This is a genomic window from Pectobacterium artocarpous (assembly GCF_046159765.1).
GTDB lineage: Bacteria > Pseudomonadota > Gammaproteobacteria > Enterobacterales > Enterobacteriaceae > Pectobacterium.
Map to the genome: position 1 here is coordinate 14,369 of NZ_JBJXVK010000034.1, position 26,015 is coordinate 40,383.

25 protein-coding genes and 1 pseudogene are annotated in these 26,015 nt (G+C 49.9%); 15 read left to right on the plus strand and 11 right to left on the minus strand.

Going from position 1 to position 26,015, the window contains the following annotated elements:
• Positions 1-694 precede the first annotated feature (694 nt).
• The 7 genes from ACKQAD_RS18670 to ACKQAD_RS18700 all read left to right on the plus strand — a co-directional run bounded on the left by ACKQAD_RS18670 (position 695) and on the right by ACKQAD_RS18700 (position 6,899).
• Complete coding sequence (locus ACKQAD_RS18670; protein WP_409161503.1) at positions 695-1,087, plus strand: transcriptional regulator; 393 nt, start codon at positions 695-697, stop codon at positions 1,085-1,087.
• A 733-nt stretch (positions 1,088-1,820) separates the two neighbouring features.
• Complete coding sequence (locus ACKQAD_RS18675) at positions 1,821-3,179, plus strand: TonB-dependent siderophore receptor (protein WP_409161505.1); 1,359 nt, start codon at positions 1,821-1,823, stop codon at positions 3,177-3,179.
• The gene (locus tag ACKQAD_RS18680; protein WP_409161506.1) at positions 3,172-3,381 is read left to right on the plus strand and encodes a hypothetical protein; all 210 of its coding nucleotides are present in this window, start codon (positions 3,172-3,174) and stop codon (positions 3,379-3,381) included. The genes ACKQAD_RS18675 and ACKQAD_RS18680 overlap by 8 nt, the downstream gene beginning before the upstream one ends.
• An 85-nt stretch (positions 3,382-3,466) precedes the next feature.
• The gene (locus tag ACKQAD_RS18685) at positions 3,467-3,991 is read left to right on the plus strand and encodes a sigma-70 family RNA polymerase sigma factor (RefSeq protein ID WP_409161507.1); all 525 of its coding nucleotides are present in this window, start codon (positions 3,467-3,469) and stop codon (positions 3,989-3,991) included.
• Positions 3,988-4,935 (plus strand): FecR domain-containing protein, encoded by a 948-nt coding sequence (locus tag ACKQAD_RS18690; RefSeq protein ID WP_409161509.1) that lies wholly within the window; start codon positions 3,988-3,990, stop codon positions 4,933-4,935. The genes ACKQAD_RS18685 and ACKQAD_RS18690 overlap by 4 nt, the downstream gene beginning before the upstream one ends.
• Before the next feature lie 182 nt (positions 4,936-5,117).
• On the plus strand, positions 5,118-6,128 hold the full coding sequence (locus ACKQAD_RS18695; protein ID WP_409161510.1) for an AI-2E family transporter: 1,011 nt from the start codon (positions 5,118-5,120) through the stop codon (positions 6,126-6,128).
• A gap of 153 nt (positions 6,129-6,281) precedes the next feature.
• Positions 6,282-6,899: a hypothetical protein gene (locus ACKQAD_RS18700; protein WP_409161511.1), complete on the plus strand. Its 618-nt coding sequence runs from the start codon at positions 6,282-6,284 to the stop codon at positions 6,897-6,899.
• A gap of 85 nt (positions 6,900-6,984) precedes the next feature.
• Here ACKQAD_RS18700 and ACKQAD_RS18705 read toward each other — a convergent pair whose 3' ends face one another.
• A complete protein-coding gene (locus ACKQAD_RS18705) occupies positions 6,985-8,511 on the minus strand; it encodes an MFS transporter (protein ID WP_409161512.1) in 1,527 nt (508 codons plus the stop codon).
• A 383-nt stretch (positions 8,512-8,894) separates the two neighbouring features.
• On the opposite strand from ACKQAD_RS18705, the gene ACKQAD_RS18710 reads away from it, so the two are divergent.
• Complete coding sequence (locus ACKQAD_RS18710) at positions 8,895-9,269, plus strand: hypothetical protein (RefSeq protein WP_409161514.1); 375 nt, start codon at positions 8,895-8,897, stop codon at positions 9,267-9,269.
• On the opposite strand, the gene ACKQAD_RS18715 is transcribed toward ACKQAD_RS18710, so the two are convergent.
• The 5 genes from ACKQAD_RS18715 to nifJ all read right to left on the minus strand — a co-directional run bounded on the left by ACKQAD_RS18715 (position 9,262) and on the right by nifJ (position 17,443).
• Positions 9,262-10,749 carry a mannitol dehydrogenase family protein gene (locus ACKQAD_RS18715; RefSeq protein WP_409161515.1) on the minus strand — a complete coding sequence of 496 codons (1,488 nt, stop codon included), beginning with the start codon at positions 10,747-10,749 and terminating at the stop codon, positions 9,262-9,264. The two genes, ACKQAD_RS18710 and ACKQAD_RS18715, sit on opposite strands and share 8 nt — an antisense overlap.
• A gap of 263 nt (positions 10,750-11,012) precedes the next feature.
• The gene (locus ACKQAD_RS18720; protein ID WP_409161517.1) at positions 11,013-12,083 is read right to left on the minus strand and encodes a L,D-transpeptidase family protein; all 1,071 of its coding nucleotides are present in this window, start codon (positions 12,081-12,083) and stop codon (positions 11,013-11,015) included.
• Between the two features lie 184 nt (positions 12,084-12,267).
• Positions 12,268-13,065 (minus strand): deaminated glutathione amidase, encoded by a 798-nt coding sequence (locus tag ACKQAD_RS18725; protein ID WP_409161519.1) that lies wholly within the window; start codon positions 13,063-13,065, stop codon positions 12,268-12,270.
• Between the two features lie 21 nt (positions 13,066-13,086).
• Positions 13,087-13,623: a cytochrome b561 gene (cybB, locus tag ACKQAD_RS18730; RefSeq protein ID WP_409161520.1), complete on the minus strand. Its 537-nt coding sequence runs from the start codon at positions 13,621-13,623 to the stop codon at positions 13,087-13,089.
• A 286-nt stretch (positions 13,624-13,909) separates the two neighbouring features.
• A complete protein-coding gene (nifJ, locus tag ACKQAD_RS18735; RefSeq protein ID WP_409161521.1) occupies positions 13,910-17,443 on the minus strand; it encodes a pyruvate:ferredoxin (flavodoxin) oxidoreductase in 3,534 nt (1,177 codons plus the stop codon).
• Positions 17,444-17,816: 373 nt separating this feature from the next.
• Here nifJ and ACKQAD_RS18740 point away from each other — a divergent pair, with 373 nt between their 5' ends.
• On the plus strand, positions 17,817-18,242 hold the full coding sequence (locus tag ACKQAD_RS18740) for a hypothetical protein (RefSeq protein WP_409161523.1): 426 nt from the start codon (positions 17,817-17,819) through the stop codon (positions 18,240-18,242).
• 36 nt (positions 18,243-18,278) lie between these two features.
• Here ACKQAD_RS18740 and ACKQAD_RS18745 read toward each other — a convergent pair whose 3' ends face one another.
• From ACKQAD_RS18745 to ACKQAD_RS18755, 3 genes are read right to left on the minus strand one after another with little or no spacing between them, the layout of a single operon-like run.
• Positions 18,279-18,419 carry a hypothetical protein gene (locus ACKQAD_RS18745; RefSeq protein WP_409161524.1) on the minus strand — a complete coding sequence of 47 codons (141 nt, stop codon included), beginning with the start codon at positions 18,417-18,419 and terminating at the stop codon, positions 18,279-18,281.
• 24 nt (positions 18,420-18,443) lie between these two features.
• Positions 18,444-18,908, minus strand: a complete 465-nt coding sequence (locus tag ACKQAD_RS18750) for a hypothetical protein (protein ID WP_409161525.1) — start codon at positions 18,906-18,908, stop codon at positions 18,444-18,446.
• Positions 18,909-18,936: 28 nt separating this feature from the next.
• Positions 18,937-19,866, minus strand: coding sequence for a LysR substrate-binding domain-containing protein (locus ACKQAD_RS18755; protein ID WP_409161533.1), 930 nt, complete (start codon positions 19,864-19,866; stop codon positions 18,937-18,939).
• Positions 19,867-20,003: 137 nt separating this feature from the next.
• On the opposite strand from ACKQAD_RS18755, the gene ACKQAD_RS18760 reads away from it, so the two are divergent.
• A complete protein-coding gene (locus tag ACKQAD_RS18760; RefSeq protein WP_409161534.1) occupies positions 20,004-20,486 on the plus strand; it encodes a GNAT family N-acetyltransferase in 483 nt (160 codons plus the stop codon).
• Between the two features lie 43 nt (positions 20,487-20,529).
• Here the strand turns inward: ACKQAD_RS18760 and ACKQAD_RS18765 are convergent, their stop codons facing one another.
• Together ACKQAD_RS18765 and ACKQAD_RS18770 are read right to left on the minus strand one after the other, a co-directional pair.
• The gene (locus ACKQAD_RS18765; protein WP_409161526.1) at positions 20,530-21,156 is read right to left on the minus strand and encodes a LysE family translocator; all 627 of its coding nucleotides are present in this window, start codon (positions 21,154-21,156) and stop codon (positions 20,530-20,532) included.
• 269 nt (positions 21,157-21,425) lie between these two features.
• A complete protein-coding gene (locus ACKQAD_RS18770) occupies positions 21,426-22,208 on the minus strand; it encodes a transporter substrate-binding domain-containing protein (RefSeq protein ID WP_409161528.1) in 783 nt (260 codons plus the stop codon).
• Between the two features lie 568 nt (positions 22,209-22,776).
• On the opposite strand from ACKQAD_RS18770, the pseudogene ACKQAD_RS18775 reads away from it, so the two are divergent.
• The 5 genes and pseudogenes from ACKQAD_RS18775 to ACKQAD_RS18795 all read left to right on the plus strand — a co-directional run.
• Positions 22,777-22,971: pseudogene (locus tag ACKQAD_RS18775) on the plus strand (IS30 family transposase); the annotation flags it as partial.
• Between the two features lie 283 nt (positions 22,972-23,254).
• Entirely contained in the window at positions 23,255-23,800 is a 546-nt protein-coding gene (gene abiEi / locus ACKQAD_RS18780; protein ID WP_409161530.1) for a type IV toxin-antitoxin system AbiEi family antitoxin, read from the plus strand.
• Positions 23,784-24,701, plus strand: a complete 918-nt coding sequence (locus ACKQAD_RS18785; RefSeq protein ID WP_409161531.1) for a nucleotidyl transferase AbiEii/AbiGii toxin family protein — start codon at positions 23,784-23,786, stop codon at positions 24,699-24,701. Before abiEi ends, ACKQAD_RS18785 begins: the two co-directional genes overlap by 17 nt.
• 216 nt (positions 24,702-24,917) lie before the next feature.
• Positions 24,918-25,190, plus strand: a complete 273-nt coding sequence (locus ACKQAD_RS18790) for a type II toxin-antitoxin system TacA family antitoxin (RefSeq protein ID WP_039481848.1) — start codon at positions 24,918-24,920, stop codon at positions 25,188-25,190.
• Complete coding sequence (locus tag ACKQAD_RS18795) at positions 25,181-25,660, plus strand: GNAT family N-acetyltransferase (RefSeq protein WP_409161532.1); 480 nt, start codon at positions 25,181-25,183, stop codon at positions 25,658-25,660. The genes ACKQAD_RS18790 and ACKQAD_RS18795 overlap by 10 nt, the downstream gene beginning before the upstream one ends.
• Positions 25,661-26,015: the final 355 nt, after the last annotated feature.

A 26,015-nucleotide genomic window follows, 5' to 3' on the forward strand; every position in this document is an offset into this window, starting at 1 on the left:
CACAATATGACAGTCAGCAGAATTATCAATGCTGTTATAATGCCATTAACGATCAATTTATTGTTTTTAATAGATTATATCTATTGTTATTGAGTTTTTGATCGCCCTTTACGATCAAAAGGCATAAAGATCCCGCTTATTCAGCCGATAGTAAAAACCCCGATCGGAGTATATTTCTACGTGGGCCAGCTATTTAGCGTGTTCATCTATTGAAGTTTTGTTGCAGTTATTGATTATATGTAGACTATTAATGAAATAGATTTATCTGATTATCAACGGGTAGACAAGTGTGAATAATCTACACTCTAGCTGGGTTCCACGGCACAGATGTGGGCTTCTTAAAAAGGGTAAAGATGCTGTGTGCTAGCCGCTGACAAAAGAAAAATGCAGTGCTATTTTTTGTGTCTTATTCAGAAAAATTCGGTTTCCAAAAATAAATAACATAGATATACCTAACATCACTGACGCTAACTAAGGCGGCAGGTGTTTGAGCCTCGGTAGCCTGAGAACATGTAAGCCGTTCCGGTTAGCGAAATTCACTATTCTCATTAGGTGATTTTCTTGAGGTGCGGAAGGACACAATTAATCCGGAAACCCTTTAAATTCCGGTAGGTTGATTGCTTATCAATGGTGCGCCGTGAGGTCATGGTGTGCTGTGAGATATCTTTTTACATAGCATGATGCAGAGGAAACAATGAGTCTGATATTTGGCCGGAATGAAATTTTAGGCATGCTTTCTCAACCAGTTCAGAACGATCGACGTGCTGTGGCGGTGGTTGACGAAAAGTGTAAGGTCGTCTGTGCGAATTCTGCCTTCAACGCCCATTTTGGATTGCGTGCAGAAATGAATACGCCTGTCTCAATTGATGATGTACTACCTATCAACGTGAAGTTCGCCTATCATGATTTTATTACGAATTCCAACGTGTTAAGTACGCGAGTGGTTTCGGATTTGTTGTCTGATGGCTTTACTAAAAAGCAGTTAAGTACGCTGTCTTTTTCTAAGCTGAATGTTGAAAACCGTGTGCTTTCTTTGCTGATCCTGAACCAGGATACAGTTGAGCCTTCGGCAAATTTGGCGTCATAAGTTTGCATAATCGTCGATTATGTGGCAGGAAGACGAGAGGCGTGTATTTTCCAGTGGAAAATGACGACAAAAGAAAATTGTTGCTATTAATAACGTTGTTATCACTAGTTTAGCATCGCTTTTTCAACAGCAACCGATTGTGTAGGTTATTCTCTGATAACCCCTCGCGGTCAGCAGGACGATAAAGTTGCACCGATTTTTCGTGAATGAAGAGTGAAAGCCGCTCTTTGTTAACTGTGATAATCTTAAAATCTAATAAAAATAGAGAGTTATATGTTTTACTGCATATACTTGCTTATTAAAAATGAACAGCGAAACGTTTCGATGCCATATTGCTCTCCCTATCGCCTATTCCTTCTTCATTTCACCTTCTCGAAATTATTCTCTTAAACTGTAGAGTTTATTAAACCTTGATAAGAAACTCTTAAAATTTTCTTTATTTTTAACGTGTTGAATCTCAAAGGGTGACAAACGAATAAGTAGACTCTCGTCTAGTTATTGATGAGATTAGGTCTATATCGCCTTCGTCGGTGTATAGCACTTTTTGATAAAACTGATGTCAGCTTTTATTGGTAGTTGCATGGGGTGATCCATATCGACAACACGTTTTCCGCAATAATTCTGATTCAGGGCGCATTATTTCAATTATTTCCCGATTTTCGGTTCCCCTTTTTCTTCCTTCAATTGGCATCCCTCCTGAAAACAGCGTTTCTTATGCGATAGGGGATAAATAATGGTTACATTCCGTACCCACCTGTTGGCGCGTGCTTTACGTGCTGGGGTACTTGGGGCTGCATTTGCCTCAGCGCTGCCAATGGCGGTGGTCTATGCGGCGTCTGCGGTGCCAGTCCAACAATACGCGGTGTCGTCAGGCCCGCTCAATCAGGTGCTCAATCACTTTGCCCAACAGGCTGGCGTATTACTTTCTTATGATCCGGAATTAGTTGCGGGTAAACGCGGTGCGGGGCTGCAAGGGAACTACAGCGTAGAGCAGGGCTTCCAGCAGATTCTCAGCAGCAGTGGACTCAGTGCACAGTACAGTGCTGATGGTAGCGTGACGCTGGTACAGCGCACGGCGAGTGAGCCTGTGCCCGTTGCTGCGCCTGTTAAAAACGATCAGATTGTTGTCACCGCTCCACCGAATACCGCGATGAAGCTGGATGTGCCAATTTCAGAAACGCCACGTGCGGTTGCAGTTGTCACAGAGAAACAGATCGAAGAGCGCGGGGCGCAAAAGATCGATCAGGCGCTGCGCTATAGCAGCGGGATTCTGGCGACGCCATACGGACCGGATAATAAAGCCGAATGCGTGACTATCCGTGGATTTAGCGATCAATCCCGGTTCCAGAATGGTCTGGCGACGCTGAATGAAGATGGGTTCTATGGTCAGCAGATTGAATCGTTCGGTGTTGAACGTATTGAAGTTCTGAAAGGCCCTGCCTCGGTGCTGTACGGGCAAAACCCGCCGGGCGGCTTGGTTAACGTTATCACCAAACGGCCTACGCGTTTGCCACAGGGGAAAGTTGAGCTGGAATACGGTTCTAACGACTACCGCCATCTGGCCGTCGACAGTGCGGGTCCGTTAAACGATGACGGCTCGGTGCTGTATCGGGTTGTGGCGCTAGTGCGGGATACCTCGGGTGAGGTGGATTTCTCGAAGAGTAAACGTTTCTATCTGGCACCGAGCGTCACGTTCCTTGGAGAAGACACGGAACTGACCGTGTTAGCCAGCTATATGGATACGCAGTCTGACATGACCAATGGTTTTAAGCTGCCGTATGGTACGTTGCATAACACGCCATTTGGCAAAGTGGGCTATAAAACGTCGCTGGGCGAACCGGGGATTAACAACCACGACACCCGACAGTTCAATCTGGGCTATGAGTTTACACATCATCTGAACGATACCTGGACGTTCCACCAGAACCTGAATTACGCCTATCTGAATATGGATCTGCGTGGTGCCTACGTGCTGGGAAGGTATACCGATTCGGTCACGAATGTTGTCAGCGATCGTCTGGCCACGCGTGGACTGACCTACCGCGACGGTTTTGCGCAAAACTGGGCCACGGACAACCGGCTTAGTGGGTGAATGGCAGGGGGAAAATATTGAAAATACCCTGCTGCTCGGGTTCGACTATCGCCGTGCCAATACGCAGAGCCGGGATGGAAACCTGTACGCCTTTGGCGACCCTATTGATATGTTTAATCCGGTTTACGGCAACTACTCGTCGCCGGACAGCCAGCTATTTGATCACCGTTCTGGCCGCCATCAGACGGGGTATTTACCGTAATCGGCACGATAGACGTGAATAGTCGTTGACTTTGCCGTTAATGATAATAAAAATCATTTAATTGCTGTCACATTGAGCGAATACCGTGAAGAGTCCCGCCGTTGTCTGCCCCAGTCAGCCTGAAATCTTAAACGTTCAGCAGATTTATCATGACCATCATGCCTGGTTACAGGCGTGGTTGCGTCGGCGTTTGGGGTGTTCACAGCAGGCAGCGGATCTGGCACAGGATACGTTTCTACGTTTGATTTGCCAGCATCAGACCGATCGCATTCGTGAACCGCGCGCCTGGCTGACGACCGTGGCTCATGGGCTGATGGTAAATCACTGGCGGCGTAAAGAAATCGAGAATGCCTATCTTCAGGTGCTGGCAGAGCAGGAGTTTTATTTTTCTCCCTCGCTGGAACAGCAGACTATGGTGGTTGATGCGCTGTTGGTCATCGATCAGATGCTCGCGACACTGCCCGGCAAAGTACGTCAGGCATTCTTGCTGGTGCATCTTGACGGTTTAACCTATCGACAGGTCGCTGAACAATTAGCCGTTTCCGAGCGGATGGTAAAAAAATATATGGCACAGGCGATAATGCATTGTCTATTGTGTCAGGACTTATGATTTCTTCTATCACCTCTTCTATTCCCAAAGATGTTCTTTATGCTGCCGCTGAGTGGTATGCCACGCTGTATGACGAAGACTGCTCCGAGCACGATCGTCAGGCCTGGCAGTGCTGGTTACATCAGAATGAAATCCATCAGCTTGCCTGGCAGCAGGTTGAACAGATTCATGCCCGTTTCCATGCGGTAGACAGCCAGTTGGTCTCTTCGGTGCTGAGTAAGCGCGGTGAGGAACGTCGGCGTATACTCAAACTATTGGCGATTGCCAGCCTGACCGGAGGCGTGGGCTTTAGTCTGCCGTGGGAAAGCTATGCTGCCGATTACCGTACGGGCACGGGGGAAACGCGTGAGCTCAGCATCGAAACGGGGATGACCGTTTGGCTCAATACCGATTCGGCATTGAATCAGCAGGGCAATCCTGCGTTGTCTCAGCCGCTGACGTTTCAATTGATCAAGGGTGAATTGATGCTGGACAACCAAACGGCGCATGCCGCCCGGTTGACCACGCCCCATGGCGATCTCGCCGCTTCTGCGCATTCCTGCCAATTAGCGCTGCGCTATACGTCCGCCCATAGTGTGCTCTCCGTTTTTAGCGGTGAGGTTTTGCTACAAACGGCAATCCCTGCCGCAAGGCGGGTAACGGCAGGGCAACAGGTTATCTTTACCCGCGATAAGAGCAGTGAACCGACATCCGTTGAGAATTTCCGCCAGAGCTGGCGTAAGGGACAGCTGGTCGCGGATAATATGCCGTTAGGGCAGTTCATTAATGAGGTTTCCCGCTATCACAATGGTTACTTTCATGTGGATTCCGCAGTGACGACGTTACGGATTTCGGGCGTTTTTCCGTTGCATGAAACCGATCGTCTGCTCGATGCCGTTGCGCGAACGCTGCCGGTGAAGGTAACCCGGCGTTTTTCCTGGTGGGTGGATATCCAGCCGAGTTAAAACACCGCTGGTATTTTGTCGGTAAAACACCAAAAATATTCTTCGTTTGTTATCTGGTTGGTTATCACTCGCAGACGAAACGCAAATCTGGCGCATATATATCAATCTGTTGATACCGAAAAAGGCGTAGCATATTCCACAACGAGTATTCTCGACGTTGCCTCTTCATACGGGAAGTCATCATGCAGTTACTGAACCTGAAACAAGCTCGCCTGTTGAGCTTTTTCTTTATTATGGGTGGCCTGCTTATATTGCTGCCTTTACGCCTGCTGGCCTGTTTTATTGCCGGTTTTTTGGTGTATGAAATCGTGAATTTACTAACGCCCTATTTTCAACGGGTCATCAGCGGTAAGCGCGCCCGCTGGATTGTGGTCGCGGTGATCAGCACATTGGTGGTCAGCCTGTTGAGTTTACTGTTTGGTAGTCTGGTCGGGCTGTTGATGCAGGAAATGAAGGATACGACGGCCTTCAACGTGCGTATTGGCTACATCCTCAATGACATCCAACAGCAGGTCGCCCACTATCTACCGGGGTATCTGCCGGTCAGTGTTGAAGAGCTTCAGCGTGAGCTGCTGCAATGGGTTCAGGCACATATTGTGATGTTGCAGAACATGGGGAAAAGTTTCCTGCATGGATTTGTGACGATGCTAATCGGTATGGTACTGGGGGCGATTGTGTCGCTTTATAACGTCGATCAGGACACCGAGAAGCCATTACTCAAAGCGGAGTTGCTACGTCGGGTGACATTATTATCGGCATCGTTCCGCAACATTGTTTTCGCTCAGGTGAAAATCTCTACGGTTAACACCGTGCTGTCTGCCATTTTTATTCTGGGCGCTCTGCCGCTGTGTGGTATCCATCTGCCATTTGCCAAAACGCTGGTGGTTCTCACCTTCATTTTCGGTCTGCTGCCGGTGATCGGTAACCTGATTTCTAATTCGATTGTTTTTCTGTCGGGTTTATCGCTTTCGCTGCCCATCGCACTGGTTGCGCTGGTGTATTTGATGCTGATTCATAAGCTTGAATACTTTTTGAATGCACAAATTGTTGGGACGAGGATCAAAGCGCACGCATGGGAAATCCTGCTGGCGATGTTGGTGTTTGAAGCGGCATTTGGGTTGTCCGGTGTGATCGCGGCTCCGATATACTACGCCTACCTGAAAAGTGAATTGAAAGAAGCGTCGTTAATTTAATCCTACTATTTGGCAGATGATCGATGCGATCATCTGCCATATCCTTCTATTGCCATATAGAACGCTATTCCGGCGCACCAATGGCCCAATCTCCTCCTTTACGAAATGCTATGATTAGCAACATTATTATTTTGCTGTACGGATTATTGAAGTATGAGTAAAGACGTTGCCGTTATTGTTCGCCGTTTGGGGGGGGCCTTGCTGCTGGCGGTCATTGTGGGTCTGGTGTTGCTTGCGTTATTTGTTGATGTCGTGGTGTTAGGTGACGCCGTGGGGGAGATTTCCGTTACTGAGTTTACTCAGGAAGCGTTCTTATTACTAACCGGGCTGCTGTTTTTGCGCCTCGCGATAACGTGGCGCGCGCATCGGGGCGGTTATTTGCTTATCGCTGGGTTCTTTTTCTGTTTGTTGATTAGAGAGATGGATTTCCTTTTGGATGCGATCGCACATGGCAGTTGGTTCTATTTCGCCCTACTGTGTGCGGCGGTTTGCATAGGTTACGCGGCATCTTCACTCAATAGTACGCTCGCCGGACTGGCGCATTTTCTCCGTCACGCTAGCTACAGCTATATGGTGTGTGGGTTGCTGGCCGTTCTGGTCTTCTCTCGTCTGTTTGGTATGAACCAACTGTGGGGAACGCTGATGGATGAGGGATATATCCGAACCGTGAAGAATGTGGCTGAGGAGGGGGCCGAACTGTTCGGCTATACGCTGTGTCTGATCGCTGGCGTGTTATACACCCGTTCACTTAGTCAACAAACAAAGGCCTGAATGAATCAGCCCAATACAAGATTGGGCTGATGTTTTTAATGGATAGTTGTCGTCAATCACCGTCTGAATAAACGATTATTTTCGATTAATGCTGCGTAGTAGCAACCTGCGGTTTCGTCTCTTCAGACTGAACGCCTAACGGGTTGTTGCCCCAGCACTTCTCATATTCCCAGCCTGTCAGTTCTTCTGCGACAGCACGTGCGTGAGGTGGGACGTTGGCAATCGCGCCGCCCGCTTTGATACGTGCAATTTCTTCCAGCAGGATGGCATGGTTCTTACGATCCAGCTTCATCTGCGTGGTGTAGTAAATGGCAACCAACGCAAGACCGATAACGCCCAGTGAGAACACGCCAATAATCGCCTGAACCGCTGATTCCGGCTGTGCTGACTGCCCGGAGACAAAGCCGAACTGGCTCAGCGTCCAGCCCATTGCGAAGACAATCACCGAGCGCACCATTTTACCGGCAAACGTCATGGCGCCTGCGTAGATCCCTTCACGGCGGCGACCGGTCAGGACTTCATCCACGTCGGCCAGGAAGGTATAAACCGTCCAGGGAATATAGTAGATGCCGCCCGTGCTCAGGCCAAATACAGCGGTAATGGCAAACAGAACAAAGATGGTCATGTCTTCTGACCAGTTAGCGAAATAGAGCGCGGCATAGGCCAGAACGCTGACAATCACCACCATCAACGCCAGACGGAACGGTCGCGCAAAGCCCATTTTGACACAGATACCGATGAAGGCTGCGGTAGAAATGAGCTGCATGACGGAACTGAAGCTATTGAGGTGTGACACCAGCGCCGTGTTCTGCTTCAGACCAAAAACGATGAAGTAGGTGAATGCGGAAGCAAACAGCCACTCTGCACCGAAACCAAACAGGTACATTCCCAGATGCTTGCGGAAAATACGCAGGCGGAAGGTGGAGGCCATATCCACGCTCAACTTTTTCATCGCCTGCCATAGGCCAGAGGTGCTCTCGCGGACGATTTCGTTGACCGGGCGCTCCCAGGATGTCATATACAGCGCGATCATCGCCGCACACATAATGGCGCCGTAGACCAGACCGGTGTAGAAGAATGGCGTTGAGGAATCTTTACCGTAGATGGCAATAAACTGCCCAGGAATGAATGCCGCCAGGAAGTTGGCGATTTTGCCGAAAATGGCTTTAGAGCCTGTCAGCTTGGAACGCAGTTTGAAATCGGAGGTCATTTCGGTAGCCAGCGTTTCATACGGCACCATGATCGAGGTGTAAATCAGCTCGAACAGCACGTATGTCGCCAGATAGTACCAGAAACCAAATCCATCAACCCACAGCATGGGGTAGACCAGAACCAGCGGGACACCCAGCAAAATAAAGAAGCGACGGCGGCCAAATCGGCGACCAACACGAGTGTTGTAGAAGTTATCACTGATGTACCCCATGATGGGGTTACTGATAGCATCAATGATGCTGGCAACGGAGAAAATGGCAGCGGCCTGAACCAATGTTAATCCACAAAATGTGGTGTAAAAGTACATCAGCCATGCGCCGCTGATAGCAAGTGCGCCACTGCCGAGCAGGTTTGCGCTGCCGTAGCAGAACGTATGTTTAAAAGAGATGGGTTTATTCATGATCAGCCTAATTTAAAATATGAAATAATATTTCATTTGTATTGAACTGTTATTTCTTTATGATTTGCTCTATTGAAAGGAAAGTAAACTGGCGATCACGCTTTCGCGCGCTTTTAATGACGATCTGTCAGGTAGATCATGAAATAAGATATTTTAATTTGCTTTTTATAATTTTCTGATCCTGACTTTATGTGCTTAAGTTACATAATATGTATATTTATTACATTTTGACGGTATGCATGCAGATTGGCGACGAGCCGACATTGAGCGCTGCCCCACAAATCGATAGCGTGATATGAAATAACGCATTGACCTCAGAGAGGAAAACTCGTCATCATCCCGCCCAGTTCAATCTGCCGTCTTTTCTTATCAGGAGTCGTAACGTGAGTCATTTGATGATCTACGCGGTCATTTATGTGGTTTTTATTGCCGTGGTTGGGCTGTTTGCTTTTCAGGCCTGGTTACCGACTTCTGCGCCGCGCGGGCTGAGAGATCGTGCGGGTATTCTGGTTGGGGTATTACGTTGCGTCACCCTGTTTCTCGTCGTCTCTGCAATGCAAATTTTGTTTCCCAATTCGCTGCTGGATAAGCTCGTCTGGCTGATCGCTGCTGGACTGTTGCTGATCGCCGTGATTGGTGGGGGAATGAGTTGGTCATTGCTGCCGTGGCTGGATGAAACAAAAGGGAAAAGTCGCACTTTGGCTCTGGGTGTCCAAAGTGCGTTTTACCTGGGTTTGCTTGGATTTATCGTTATGTAAAGTCCTGTACCAGTGCGGCCACGGTGTTCTTTGCGCCGTGATCGCGCAGCTTCAGGTAGGCTTGCGCGATAGCGTTAAAGACATCGTGATTGACTGGTAGATCCTCGCCGAAAATAGAACGAATGTTAAGAAACGCACTGACCCGCTCGGCGCTGTCTGATGTTTCCTCCACGATGTTCCTGAGCTTGTCAGCCAGCGGATCGCGGATTTCAATCGGGTTGCCTGCGTCATCTTTTCCGCTGACATAACGCATCCAGCCAGCGATGCCCAATGCCAGACAGCGATAGTCTCCTCCATTGCTCACGTGCCACCGTAGCGATTCCAGCATGCGCTGAGGTAGCTTCTGTGAACCGTCCATGGCAATCTGCCATGTCCGATGCTTGAGTGCCGGGTTGGAAAAACGGGTCAGTAGCTGGACGGCATAATCTTTCAGATCGATATCCACGACGATAAGCGTCGGTGCCTGTTCCAGCAGCATGAGATGAGACACGGCCCGGCGATAGTTCTCGTCATTCATACAGTCGCTGACGTGATCGTAACCGGCGAGATAGCCCAGGTAGGCTAAAAATGAATGGCTACCGTTCAGCATGCGCAGTTTCATTTCTTCGAACGGCAGTACGTCATGTACCAGTTGTACGCCTGTTTTTTCCCATTCGGGGCGTCCGGCAGTGAAATGATCTTCGATTACCCATTGAATAAAGGGCTCACAGGCTATCGCACAAGGATCGGCAACGCCAAGGTGATCGGCAATTTCCTGCAATGTTTCCGGCGTTGCCGCAGGGACAATCCGATCTACCATCGTATTCGGAAAAGAAACCTGAGCGTTGATCCAATCGATCAGGCTCCGATCGTTGATCTCCGCAGATTCCAGCACGGCGGCTTTGGCCGTTTTACCATTTTCCGGCACGTTATCGCAGGAGAGTACAGTGAACGGCGCAATTCCACGTTCGTGACGCAGGCGCAACGCTTCCGCCAGCAAACCTGGTACCGATACGGGGTGACGGGGATCGATGAGATCCTGTTGAACCAGCTTATTGGTACGATCCAGCTTGCCGCTTGTACCGTCCATGCAATAGCCTTTTTCGGTAATCGTCAGGGAAACGATAGCGGTTTCTGGCGCGGCGAGTTTCTCAATAATGGCGTTAATGCCTTCTATTTTGGCATGTAACGATTCACACACGGCACCAACGACAATCGGCTGGTTGCTCGTCGCGGCTTTTTCCAGCACGGTAAACAGATGATCCTGCTGGCGCAGTGCATTGATCATTGTATCGTCGCTGAATAGCACGACTTCACAAATTCCCCAGTCTCCTCCCACCCTATTCAGCACGCGATCGGTGAGCAGTGCCTGATGAGCACGATGAAAAGCGCCAAAACCGATATGGACGATGCGCGGCTTCAGCGCCCGGCGATCGTAGCGGGGAAACTGGACGCTTGCAGGTAAGTCACAGGTGAAAATGTTTTTGATTTTATCAGTCATGTATCGCTGTCCATTAGGGCTATCTCACTTGCAAATAACGCCTACTGGAATAGGCACTTATTGCGCTGTCGGATGGGGGATCCAGATGTTAAAAGTAGCTGTGATTTAGAGGTGGTGCAATACACGGCGAGCAGATAGGTTACAGCGCGCACGTTTTTTTCTCTGTGCACATTTTATCGTAAAGCGGCGCAGAAAAATGAAGCGATAGGGGCGTTTGAGAAACACGTTGGAAACCTGAACGGGTTTCCAACGTGTCATCGTGATTACGAACGGTTAGCGTCGGTCACGGTAGTTGTCGGCTGTAATTCTACCGGTGCGGCATTTTTATCCGCACTCAGGCTATCTTGCGGCTGTGCTTCTGGGGAAACAGGTGCCGTAGCAGACTCAACAGGAATTTCCGGGGTGTCTTGCTCGATCAGACCATTGATTTTGGTCGGCATACCAGAACGTCTCTGGATTGCCTGAGCAACTTCTCTGGTGTTCACGCTGGCATCGGCCAGAACCTTGCTCACTTTTGGCGTCATGCTGATCGGTGCCGGAGAATCAGAATGGAATTCTTCTATCGTGCGTGACAGCGGATTGTGAACCTCAACATAGCGCGAACCATCTGGCTCAACGGTAGCTTTCACTGGCTCATTGATAAACTGAACGCGAGTACCGACTGGAACGTGGTCGAATAGATACTTGATATCATCGGCACGCAGACGAACACAGCCGTGGCTGACGCGCAGGCCAATACCGAAGTTGGCGTTAGTGCCGTGGATCGCGTACAGGTTACCGATATACAACGCGTACAGTCCCATCGGGTTATCCGGGCCTGCTGGGAAAACTTTTTGCAGCGTCTCACCGCGTGCCGCATATTCTGCATGCATCTTGGCGGTTGGCGTCCAGGTTGGACCTGCTTTCTTGCGTTGAACGGAAGTCGTCCAGTTGATCGGCGTATCTTTACCTAATTCACCAATCCCGATTGGCAGTACGACTACGGTCTTGGATCCTTTCGGGTAGTAGTACAGACGCATTTCTGCGCTGTTGATGACAATACCTTCACGCGGTGCATCTGGCAGAATTAACTGATGAGGAATCACCATTTTGCTGCCGGGAATAGGCAGGTAAACGTCCGCATCCGGGTTAGCTTCCAGCATATTGCTCAGACCCATTTGGAACTGCGCTGCAAAATGCTCCAACGGCTGCGTGCTATCTTCTGGTACGGTGATTTCGATATTCTCGCCTATCAGTCGGCTATTCGCCGCAGGCAGAGGATAAACAACGGCAAAAGCGGCTTGGCTGAATGCGGCGGCTGCAAGAACTAACGTAAAGATCGCGCGAATACTCATTTTCGTTTCTTTATTTGAGTGGTAAATGCACCCCCCGAATCAGGAGGCTGGTCTGCTAAGGTCGCGATGACGACCGGATGCGCATTATATGTGCAGAATGGCCTTCGAGGGAAACAACATGTGTAACTAATCACACTTTTTAGTGCACGAATGAGAAAGAAAACCTTTGAGAGTGAACCGCGACTCAATTTTCCCCGTCTAGCGTGGGTTTGTTAAAGCGTCGATTAGCGAGTACCGGGAGAGCCTGACGGGCGTATGCCAGTCGTTTCGGCTCAATGTCGGCATAGAGGAGAGCCGGTGTTTCCGGTGCCTGAACCACGACAACGCCTAAAGGATCCACCACCATGCTGTTGCCGATATTCTTGACGCCACATTCGCCAACAGCGACGAGATAAGTGGTGTTTTCCAATGCTCTTGCGCGCACCAGTAGTTCCCAGTGTGCCTCTTTCAGCGGCCCTTTAATCCACGCGGAGGGGAGAACAAGGACATCTGCGCCATCCAGCACCAGACGGCGTGCAAGCTCAGGGAAGCGAATGTCATAGCAGGTCATCAGTCCGACCTTTAATCCGGCGATGGTCAACAGCGCTGGAATCGCTTCGCCTGCCAGTACGTTTTCCGATTCCTGTACGGAAAACGCATCATACAGGTGCAGTTTTCGGTATTGAGCAACGATCCCACCGTTGCGCAGTGCCAGCAGCGTATTCCAGACTTTCCCTTCGCCGTTTGGGATATGCACACACAGCATGGTCGTCAGGTTATTGCCTTTACTGGCGTCCAGCAGATGTGAAATAAACGGGCCATCAAGCGGCTGAGCGGCGGTCAGTACCATGTTGGGATTGGTGATATCGCGAGCCAGCACGCCTTCAGGCAGCACCAGCAGATCGGCGCCGTTTTGCTGTGCTGCTGACATGAATTCAGCGATGGTTGTGGCGTTTTGTTGCCACTCGCGGTCAACGGCGAATTGCCCCAGTGCGACTTTCATTCTTGCTCCTTCGTTGCCTGATTAATCGCGCTTGGCTGGCATCATGCGCAGTAGCGTATTGTCTTTCATGACATAGTGGTGGAACAGGGCGGCTGCGGTATGGGCGGCAATGAGCCAGTAGCCTAACGGTGCCAGCGTTTCATGCCAGCCAATCAGCGTTTCGGCGAGGTCGAAATTCGGCGTCGCGGCGGTTGGCATACTGATGCCAAACAACATCCAGTCCCGACCGTTGTAGTAGCGTGAGGCAACGCCCAGTATCGGTAGCGTGATAAACAGCAGGTAAATAACGGCGTGGGTGAGTGAACCCAGCGCACTTTGCCAGCGAGGGGGCTGTGGCGTAATGGAGGGTGAGGTATGCCGATGACGCAAGAACAGGCGAGCCAGCATGAACACCAGTACGGCTACGCCACAGCTAAAATGCGTTACGATCATCATGGTGCGCAGTAGCGAACCTCGTTCAGCAAATCCGCGTAGTTCGATGGTGGCATAGGTCACAACGAGCAACAGAAAAACCAGCCAGTGCAATGCAATCTGTGAGGGGGCGAACTTTCCTTTCATGTTTCTTCCTCTGCGTCTGTGAGAGCGGCTTGACACAATAACGAGCGAATAATCTCATAAAGTATAAGGTAACTTGCGTCTTGTCAGCCCCTCTTTACCGTGCCTGACAAACCGGAGTATCAACGCTGGGTTCTTCGATATTCAACCTCGTTTGGATTGGGGAGAATCGCCAATAAAAAATTTCCGGGAAAAATTTTTAACGTTGCGTCAGCAACGGCCCATAAGGGTAGAGGTCAGGGATGGCACGCCATAAAAAAACCGGCCGAAGCCGGTTTAAGGGGAAAGGTTATTCCTGCGGGTTTTTCTCTGCCTTGCCTGCCATCATGGTCAGGAAGTCAAAGCGGCGACGCAGATCCAACTCAGCCTCTTCATAGAGCTGCGCGGTTTCTTCCGGCATCATGCTATTCAGGCGGCGGAAGCGTTGCTCTTTCAGCAGCGTTTCACTCAGGCTGCTTGATGGCGGACGAGAATCGGTGACCAGTGCGGCTTTCCCTTCTTCGGCGCGACGTGGGTCGAAGCGGTAGAGCGGCCAGAAGCCCGTAGCCGTTAATTGACGCATCTGATCGTGGCTGAATGCCAGATCGTAGCCGTGCTCTTCACACGGACTGTACGCGATAATCAGCGACGGACCCGGCCAGGCTTCGGCTTCCTGAATCGCTTTCACCGTCTGGTTCAACTGTGCGCCCAGCGAGATCTGCGCGACATACACGTGACCGTACATCATGACGTTGATGCCAAGGTCTTTGCGCGCTTTGCGTTTACCTTTCTCACCAAACTTGGTCACCGCACCTAGCGGTGTTGCCTTGGACTGCTGACCACCGGTGTTGGAGTAACACTGGGTATCCAGTACCAGCACGTTGACGTTTTCGCTCAGGCTCATGACGTGATCCAACCCGCCATAGCCGATGTCGTACGCCCAGCCGTCACCGCCGATGAGCCAGATGGATTTATCGACAAAGTGGTCGGCTTCACTTGCCAGCACGCTGGCGTTGGTATCATTGATGGCTGCCAGCAATCCACGCAGCTGTTCAATCTGCTGACGGCGCAGATCGGGCGCGATGGACTCTTCTTGTAATGCGCTTACCAGATCTGGCGGTAGCTGCGGTGCCAGCTTGTTGAGCAGGCGCACGGCACGCTGACGGTGCTGATCGACACTCAGACGGAAGCCCAGACCGAATTCGGCGTTATCTTCGAACAGCGAGTTAGCCCAGGCCGGGCCGCGACCGTTGGCGTCGGTGGTCCACGGGGTGGTGGGCAGGTTACCGCCATAAATAGACGAGCAGCCCGTCGCATTCGCCACCAGAAGACGATCGCCATAGAGCTGGGTCAACAGCTTGATGTAAGGCGTTTCGCCGCATCCTGAGCAGGCGCCGGAGTACTCGAACAGGGGGGAAATCAACTGAGAGGTACGGATATCGATGCGTTCCAACGCAGATTTGTCGATTTCCGGCAGTTGCAGAAAGAAATCGAAGTTCTCTTTTTCCGCCGCCAGATTATCCAGACGGGATGCCATATTGATGGCTTTAATTTCTGGATTCTGGCGGTCTTTGGCCGGGCAGACTTCCACGCACAGGTTACAGCCGGTGCAGTCTTCCGGCGCGACCTGCAACACATATTTCTGACCGCGCATGTCGCGTGCTTTCACATCCAGCGATTGCAGTGACGCGGGCGCATTTTCCATCGCGTAGGGTTGGACGACTTTGGCGCGGATGGCCGAGTGCGGGCAGGCGGCAACGCAGTGGTTACACTGCGTACAAAGCTGCGGTTGCCACAGCGGAATTTCTTCCGCGATGTTACGTTTTTCCCACTTGGTGGTGCCAGTCGGCCAGGTGCCATCCGGCGGCAGGGCGGAGACGGGCAGTGTATCCCCCAGTCCTGCTAACATAGCGGCCGTGACAGTTTTAACGAAGTCGGGTGCGGCGTCGGACACGACTGGCGGGCGCTGCGGACTGTCTGGGTTGACGGCGTCCAGCGGCACGTCGGCCAGCGCTTCCAATGTGGCGCTCAGCGCCTGCCAGTTGCGTTCAACCAACTCCTGACCTTTACTGCCGTAGCTCTTGGCGATGGCGGTACGCAGTTTTTCCACCGCCACATCGGCTGGCAGAATCTGTGACAGATGGAAGAATGCCATCTGCATGACGGTATTGATGCGCGCGCCCAAATGGCATTCGCGAGCAATCTTGGCCGCGTTGATGCAGTACACGCGGGCATTGCGCTGGTTAAGCCCTGCCTGCACTTCCTGTGGCAAACGGTGCCACAGGTCGTCACTGCTATACGGCGAGTTGATCAGGAAAACCCCGCCGGGCTTCAGCCGTTCGACCATGTTGTACTTGTCGATAAACTGCCACTGATGGCAGGCGACGAAATCCGCCTGATCGATCAGGTAGGCTGAGTTGATCGGGTGTGGGCCAACACGCATGTGGGAAACGGTCAGGCTACCGGCTTTCTTCGAGTCATAGACAAAGTAGCCTTGCACAAACATCGGGGTGGTTTCACCGACGATTTTGATCGCATTCTTGGTTGCGGAAACGGTGCCGTCACTGCCCAGGCCGTAAAACAGCGCTTCGAGTGATGCGCTGCCCGGAAAATGCTGTTCCGGTAGTGGCAGGGACAGATTGGTGACATCGTCATAAATCCCTACCGTGAAGCGCGGTCGTGGGTTGGCAAGTGCTAACTCATTAAAGATCGCCTGTACGCACTGCGGGGTAAACTCTTTGGAGGACAGCCCGTAACGACCACCAATGACACGTGGCATAAGTGAACGCTCACCTGCGGAGAACGCCTCGGCCAGCGCGGTCATCACATCGAGATACAGCGGTTCTGCCAGCGCACCCGGCTCTTTGGTGCGATCCAGTACCGCGATGCTTTTTGCTGTTTGCGGAATCACAGTCAGCAGATGTTTGGCGGAGAACGGGCGGTACAGACGGATTTTCACCACGCCGACTTTCTTACCGAGCATCAACAGCGTATCGACTACCTCTTCGCAGGTGCCGACGCCGGACCCCATCAGAACGACGATTTTGGTCGCTTCTGGGTGGCCGTAGTATTCAAACGGCTGGTACTGGCGTCCTGTCGCTGCGGCAAAATCGTTCATCGCCTGCTCAACGTGCTCATAAGCTGCGTCATACCAGCGGTTAGTGGCTTCGCGCGCCTGGAAGAAGGTGTCAGGGTTAGAGGCAGTCCCACGAATCACCGGATGTTCTGGTGTGAGCGCTCGCTCACGGTGTGCATCAATGGCCTGCTGTGGCAGAAGCTGGCGAATCGTCTCATCGTTCAGCGGCTCAATCTTATTGATTTCGTGTGAGGTGCGGAAACCGTCGAAGAAATGGATAAACGGCAGGCGACTGTTCAGGCTGGCGATTTGTGAAATCAGCGCAAAGTCTTGCGCTTCCTGTACATTGTTGGCGCACAGCATGGCGCAGCCCGTCTGGCGCACGGCCATGACATCGGAATGATCGCAGAAGATGGAAAGCGCATGCGTCGCAACCGTACGGGCAGCGACGTGCAGGACAAACGGGGTCAGTTCGCCGGCCAGCTTATACAACGTGGGGATCATCAGCAGCAGACCCTGCGATGAGGTAAATGTGGTCGCGAGTGTGCCCGTCTGCAATGCGCCGTGGACGGTAGCGATCGCGCCGCCTTCCGATTGCATTTCAACAACGCGGGGCGTATCTCCCCATATATTCAACCCGCCGTTGCTCGACCAGACTGCGGCCTGTTCAGCCATGCTGGAACTGGGCGTGATAGGGTAGATGGCGATGACTTCATTGGTTCGCCAGGCCACGGAGGCGACTGCGTTATTAGCGTCGGTGGTGATCATGACTTATAGCCTTTTTGCTCACTAATCCTTTCATTTTGCATGGCCTTTTCGGTCGATGAAAATGACAAGGCAGAAACGAAAATACGATTTTTATCGGGGGATTATCGCATTTCAGGAAAAAAGAGGGTGAAACGATGTAAACGGAGTTGTATCAAACTGTGTTTTATTTCCGTCACTCTGGTCTACATTCATCAATCTTAGTGCGTTTGTGTTTCCTGATAAGGAAATCTATTCTGGATTTTAGAACTGTTTGTCGATTTTTTGTTCGATATTCACACGAAATCGCATGATTTTATTTGCTCATTACCGCCATGACGGGTAGCGTGCTTATACTAAAATTACATCTGTAATGAATGTATTAAGGAACCGAACGATGGCAAATGATGAAATAAAAAATAAACTGGTTTCTGTACTGGCTGCACAACAGGCGCAGGGAAAAACGCCAGAACAAGCTGTCGATCATATCCTTCAGGCATTGGGTGGGCGAGCTGGTGACGTGTCCCGTATTTCGGTTTTGACGTCGACACTGATTGCCGATGTGCTTTATACCGTGTACCAGGATGCGATAACACCTCAGCAGGTTGCGGTGATTTTACGGAAGCTGGGTTATAGCGCTCGTGATATTGCCGTGGCTTCACACGCCATCTATCTCCAGCTTAGCATTCACGACATCGGCCAACTTTTACAAGGCCCTGAGGTTTATCCGACGATCGATCGCGCAGCGCTACTCGATGCACTGACCTACGCAAATTTTTCCAAAGTGGAAAGCGAACAGGTTGCTGACGCTCTCGGTGTGTAATTCTGGGGCACTGTGATACCAGAACCGTACCCAAGATCAGACAGCCAGACGCGTGATTTTCACATCTTTAATCCAGGTGTGACTCCCGCTGTTTCCTGATGTTGTCGTCAGCGCGTACAGCCCCACTTTATCGCTAACCCATTTGCCCGACCCTGCGGCGAAGCTATCCTCCCACACCGTATATTCCCCATCCTCGCTTCGTCAGGCGAACTGGCAAATCGCGTTCTGCCGTACCGTGACACGCAGGGTGAGGCTCTGTTTTTCAGGCAACACCGCCAGACGCCTCTGGTGTTGCTCCAACTGCTGTGCATCGCTCATCCAGCCGAATCCGGTGACCCATTCAAGACCTGCCGCACTTTTCTCAATGGCGAGGAATGCGGAACGCTCGCCGACTTGCTCCAGAACGGGCGTCAGCTGCGTGGTGAACTCGAATTCCTCAGCCGGAAATTTTTGTATCTGCAAATTAGGCACGTCATACCATGAAGGCGCATTTGTACGGGTCGGCATGGGCTGACAGAATAGCGTAATCCTCAGGTGAGGATGCGCCAGCCAGCGTTCGTCAGGATTGGCTTGCCACAGCCACAGCCACAGCCACAGCCACAGCCACAGCCACTGTCGCGCCAGCATAGCCGAAGAGAAATCGTCGGAAGTCGCTGGCTGCTGCATGCTAACAGGGAGAGGGCGGTGAATCAGGCTAGCTAATGGGTCGTGCCACCAGGCTGTGTAATAGGTTTTTAATCCACTGGCTCGCTTCCGAACGGCTATTGCGGTGGCTGTAAATTTTCACGCGATAGGGCGGCACAGTGAAAGGCAGAGGGTGAATCCGTAACGGTAGGAGTTGTGCAAAAATTGTCGCAATATTACGCGGTAATGCCATGATCAGCGTTGAATCGGCGATAATAAACGGAGCACTCATCATGGACGGCGTTTTTAGCGCGATATGACGCTGCTTATTGAGCTGATCCAGTGCGTAATCAATGACCCCGCGTGACTCATTCCACGGTGTAACCACAAGGTGCCGGGCGGCAAGGTAATCATCCAGCGTAAGCGACTCGCCTGAGGGATAATCAGCGGCGGTGATGATGACATAACTATCTTCAATCCAGTCTATCTCTTCGATGTCCCGGTTCTCAGATTGCGTCATGTCAGTGAACCCTAAAGCAAAATCGATTTTCCCTGCCAGCAAATCCGTAATCGCAACTTTCTGTGGCGAATAGACCAGATTGAATTTGATATGGGGTGCCAGTTTCTCCATGTGTGCCATCAGGGTTGGAAAGACGGAAAACGCGGTGTAATCGGTGATGGAAAAGGTGAAACTTTCCGTACTGTGGGCGGGATTAAAACGTGGACGTGGCGTCAGGCCTCGCGTTAGCAGTGCCAGACTTTCCGCGATCGGCTCCGCGATACCGTCTGCCAAAACAGTCGGGTGCATGGTGTTGCCCACGCGAAAAAATAGCTCATCGGAAAACGTATTGCGCAAGCGCGTTAGCGCATGGCTAACCGCCGATGCGCTCATCGCCAGCTCTTTTGCCGCTGCGGCGACGGATCGATGCTGGTACACGCTGTTAAACACCACCAGCAAATTTAGATCGATACGTCGTAAGTCCAGATGCATGATGTTCATCAGTCGCTGTAGAAAATGCAGTTCATACAGTATTTTTGATCCGGTAGCATGGCAAGCTTTGGTTATGGTTAGCATTGGAAAAATTAGCACAGGAGAAGAAAGACGTTATGAACCCAGCTGTTATAGACCGAGCTTGTATTGACATCGTTATCCGCCCCGCTCAGAAATCAGATGCGAGCGTGATTCTGGATTTAATCATCGAGCTTGCCGTGTATGAGAAGGCGCGCCACGAAGTCCTGGCTTCGCTTGAGGATATTGAGCACTCACTATTTGGTGAAGGGGCGACGGCGGAAACGCTGATTTGCGAGATTGACGGTAAGCCTGTCGGCTATGCGATTTTCTTCATGAGCTATTCAACCTGGCTGGGGAAATACGGCATTTATCTGGAAGATCTCTACATCGCGCAGGCATATCGTAATGCGGGAGCAGGCAAAGCGCTGCTGAAACAGGTGGCGCGTCTTGCGCGGGAAAGACAGTGCGGACGGTTGGAGTGGAGTGTGCTGGACTGGAACCAACCCGCGATCAACTTCTATAAAAGCATTGGCGCGAAGCCGCAGGATGAGTGGATTCGCTATCGGATGGACGAGAAAGGCATTGCTGATTTTGTTACGGCATCGTAACGGGGTGGCGCCTGCCAGCTTGAAAGCAGCAGGATCCAGCCAATTAACGCGTTGACGCTGCCAGCGTGGTACCTGCCAGAATAAAGATCCCGCCCGTTGAACGGTTAAACAGCTTAATGCGGCGTGGATTGGAAAACAGACCTGATAAACGGCGGCCGGTGCAGGCATAGATAAACATGATGTTGAAATCGAAGAAGGCCCAAGTCAATGCAAGAATGATGAGCTGCAAGGCGTGTGGGGCGCTGGTATCGATAAAATTGGGAAAGAGCGCGGCGAAAAACAGCAAATCTTTTGGATTGCTGATCCCGACCAGAAAGCCTTTGCGGAATAACGGAAACCAGCCCGGTGCAGCGGTTTCCTGTGTGTCCTGTTCCCCGGTGCTCATATCTTTAGAACGCCATGACGCGATGCCTAACCAGATGAGGTAAACCGCCCCCACTATTTTTAATACCATGAAGGCGGTGGTTGACGCCGCGAGGATGGCACCTAGCCCCAATGCTGAACAGGACATCAAAATCATTGCCGCGCTGACGCCGCCGAGTACGGTCGCTGTTGCACGTGAAGCGCCGTAGCGTAAACCATGCGACATGCTGATTAAGGCGGATGGGCCCGGAATGGCAATCAGGGCGATGATGATTCCTGTATAAGCCAGCCAGAGGTGAAGGCTCATGATTTCTCCTGCATGTCGCTCACTGTGAAAGCGTGATTGAAAGCGGTGATGTGAAGCGGAATATATTCACATATATATCGATATTTTCCAACGCGTGATAGTAACAGAAAAAGGGACGATGGCGTTTTCCCTCTTTATCAAGATTCTGTTGCAGACGCTGGTGCGGAGGGAAAGGCAGTAAATTCTTGCTTTGGCAAAATCTCCCCAGCCTTTTGGTGGACCGGGGAGAGCGGTTGGACATGAAAAGCACCCATTAACCGCGCCTGATATTATTCCTTCACGCTTAAATCGATGTCACCAAAATAGCGTTTCTGTATTTTTGCATATATGCCTTTTTGGACGATATCTTTCAGCCCCTGATTGACTAGCTGTTTTGTTTCCGTATCGTCTTTGCGGATACCGTATGCTGCACCAATACTGAATAAATCCGCATCAGTGACTTCCGGGCCTTTTAGCTCAAAATCTTTACCCTGTGGGGTTTTTAAAAATCCAAACGCGACGGCAACCGACGGACACAGTGCACCTTCAACTCTTCCTGAATATAAATCCTCATAAATGGCTTCCTGATCGGGATAGCTTTTAACAATCACCCCGGCGGGTAGCCAATATTTATTGGCGTAGGCTTCTTGAATGGAGCCTTTCTGTACTGCGATATTTTTCCCGCGCAGAAGCTCAGCTTGGGGAAGAAGATTGGACGCTTTCCTTGCGACAAGTTTGGTGGGGACGTGAGAAACATAGTTGCTGAAATCTATCGATTCTTTTCTCTTACGTGTCACCCCAAGCGGCAAAATGATATCTATTTTTTTTGCGAGAAGGGCGGGGATCTGAGCGTCGAATGTATTGACGATATAATCGCATTTTGCATTGATTGATTGGCAGATGGCATCGGTGACTTCTATATAAAAGCCCGATGGATTACCGTTTTTATCCATTTTTTGAAAGGGCGGGTAAGTTAAATCGACGCCGATACGCAATATGTCCGATTTGGCAAATGCAAAGGGAGAAATAGCAAAAATGACAACGAACTTCAGGAAAGATAATTTTCTGAACATAGCAGTAACACCTCTTTTTAGTCGTATAAAATGAATGTCAATATTTCTGTATTTGTATTATCACCAGTGATAGGGCGTGAATTTGATCACGTATCGTCATCTAACTCACATTTGAAAAATTGGCGTTAATTTACACTTTAATTTATAACAAATTGTTATTATCTGCTTTCGTAATGTAAAATTTCGCTATCGTTGATGTCCAAACGTATAAGCAGGAAATATATCGCTGGGGGGAGCTGAATTTATTGCCTATTATTTTGATTAGATGGCTTATTCCTGATTCAATTTTTTATGGGCCTAAGAGTGGGACTAAAGATTTTTTTTGCTTGATTAAAGTGGAAACTGTGGGACTTATTTGTGACATGAGTAGCAAAAATATCTTTAGCCGAGGAATCGAATTGTGTGTTTTATAGCCATAGTGACCTGCTCCGCATTGATTAATACACCGGTATATTAGCAATTTCTGCTATTGGCACGGAACGGACAAGTTGAAGAGTATGACATCTGCTTTGAGCTGTGAGTTCAACAGGTCGATGCAACGCTATCCTTAATCAAGGGGGACGTTGCCATGAAACGAAGAACGCGTATTAACTACACGTCGGAACAGAAAGCGATTATCTGGGACAGGTATAAGCAAGGTGATTCCCTGCATGATATCGCCAGAATGTTCGACAGATATCATTCTTCTATCATGCCCACTTTCCACCAGACTGGTGGATACCGTCCCCTTGTCCGAAAGCGACACCGGTTAGTAGCGCCGCTGGGGAATCTGAATATCAATCGTAACATTATGATATTTATGTTTTAAGTGTGAATTCAGACTTTGTTTGTATACCTAAACGTATACCAATGCTGAAAAGTGATAGGGATTTTGTCCAACGATCTCACCCTGTGAAACCTACCTTTTGTCACCTCAGTCTATGGTCATTCTTTGACAAGTACACGCGAATGTCACTTATTAGTGTTATTTGCGTGTACTTGACGGGTGGTTTTTATTCAAGTATACGTGAATGACACAATTATGTGGTTTTCATGTGGACTTATAAATGGACAGGATCACTGCTATTGAACGTTTAAACGCATTCGATAAGCAAGGGCGTTATGTCTTCACCTCCCGCGATTTAGCCAAGATTTTCCATGAGGATACGCCCAGAGCGTTTAATGCCGGGCTAAATCGTTTGGTAAAAGATGGCATCCTAACCCGTGCTATTCGCGGCGTGTATGTTTATAACCATGCCAAAAGCAAAGATGCCTATACGCTTGAGCGTATCGTGTTAGCACTGCGGCGTGGTGAATATAATTATCTTAGCCTCGAATCCGCCTTGTCTGAATATGGCGTGATTTCTCAAATCCCGATTGACCGGATCACGGTGATGACCACCGGACGTTCCGAAGAACATAAAACGCCTTTTGGGGTGATTGAATTTACCCATACCAAGCGGCCACCTGAGAAGATTTTACAGGATACCTATTTTGGCAATTCTCCGTTACGGCACGCGACGAAGAAAACCGCTGTGAGGGATTTACGCCGCGTTGGCCGCAATATCCATCTGATTGACGAATCGGAGCTACATCATGAATCAGAAAGTTAACTTTGCCAAACTGGTCAGCAAAGCGGTGGAATCAGCCGAGCTTGAAGGCTTGCGCAATGTGGTGGAAAAGGAGCTTTTGCACTATGACATTCTCTACTGTCTGGATATCGCGGGCTTGTTAGAACAACTTACTTTTCAGGGCGGGACATCGTTAAGGTTGTGTCATGGCGCAAACCGCTTCAGTGAAGATTTGGATTTTGCCGGCGGTGTTGCGTTTTCTGGCGCAGACCTAAAAAACATGAAAGCCTGTATTGAAGATTATCTGGGGAATCGCTACGGCCTTGAGGTCAACGTGAAAGAGCCAAATGAGTTACGGAATGAACCCGGCTATGAGGAAGTCCGTATCGACAAATGGCAGGTATCCGTGACCACCGCACCGGAAAAACGTGATATGCCGAGACAGCGGATCAAGATTGAGATCGCCAATATTCCGGCTTATACCCGAGCGCCGATGACGCTAAAACGTAACTATGAAGTTCTGCCCGATGGTTATTCCGATACGCTGGTCATGTGTGAAACGCTAAATGAAGTGATGTGTGACAAACTGGTTTCGCTCGTCGCGACCACCAAATATATCCGCTACCGTGACGTTTGGGACTTACCGTGGCTGATCCAGCAGAGCGCGACTTATGATATCGATCTGATTCGTAAGAAAATACAGGATTACCGCATCCCGAATTATGATGAGCTACTGGCACAGCGCATAGAAAGCATTGATCAGGTTGTGGGGGATGGCCGCTTTAGCGCTGAAATGCGGCGATTCCTGCCACAAGCGGTATTTAATAGAACGTTAGGGCGGGAGGCATTCAGCCAGTATTTGAGCGGTGAACTAAAAGCACTCTTAGGCTCGTTACAGCAAGCGTTAAAAGGAGAGGACGGAAAAGCGCTGTTCGTCATGTAACCGTCAGTAGCCAAAATAAAAAGATTTTGCACAAAACTGTTCACCCTCTTCACCAGAGTTTTTTATTTTTAATAATCAATAGATTAATAGATGATGAGTTGGTGAACAGGTGATGAGTCACTCGTCACCCTATAGTGATATTTAACCTGTGTGTAGCTATTTGCTACACAATTGATTATGATTTCTGTATAACGATTAGCTATACAGGAGGCCTTTATGAGAACAGAGGCAAAAGAGGCACCGATCAACATTCGGGCGAAATCATCACAACGGGAACTGATAGACGTTGCCGCGAAACTGCTTTCAAAGTCACGTACTGATTTTATCCTTGAGGCTGCATGTCGTGAGGCGGAAGAGGTGCTATTGGATCAACGCCTGTTTCTGGTTGATGAATCACAATTTGATGCCTTTATTACCGCGTTAGAAAAACCTGTCGCCACCAATGAGCGGTTACAGGCGTTATTAGACAGGAAATCACCGTGGGAATAACGGCACCTGAATTATTATTACCTCAGCATGCCGTGGTTGATTTCCGAAGTTCAGAACCGTCGCTGGATGACTGGTTGAAGCGTAAGGCTCTCAAGAATCAAACCATTGGCGCATCACGCACTTTTATCGTGTGTGAATCGGGTGCCAATCAGGTTATTGGCTTTTACGCGCTGGCAACCGGCAGCGTACAGCGTCAATCCGTATCGGGCGCGTTACGGCGTAATATGCCTGATCCGCTGCCCGTATTAGTCTTGGGTCGTCTGGCGGTAGATGAACGTTACCAGCGCCGTGGAATTGGTGCGGGACTATTAAAAGATGCGGTCTTGCGTTCCCGGCAGGTTACTGAACAGGTGGGGACGAAAGCGTTATTAGTTCATGCGCTGTCTGAGGAAGCAAAAGATTTCTATCTGCATTGGGGCTTTACGTCCTCGGAAATCCAGTCGAGCACATTGCTTCTACCACTCTGGTAACTTTCTCTATCTATTAAAAAACCGGCCGGATGTGTGGGAGTGATCATTTTTACATAGCTAATGGGAGAGTCTGAAATAGCGCGACGCCTTTAATGACGTGGCTTTCGGGGGATTTCGGGGATTTTGCATAGCTCAGAAGAAAATGAGCAAAAATAGTAATTTTTGTATTTAATTCTGCACAAAAATGATCACCGTTTAAGTGTTTTTAAGCAGATTTTAAACACTTCTGATCTAGCTTCAATAAAATGATCAATATCATATAGTTACGGCAAGGTTTATTTTTTAGGTGTGTAGTTAAATGAGGCTTTGTTGAATAAATCGAACTTTTGCTCAATCTCAGGATCAGATCACGCAT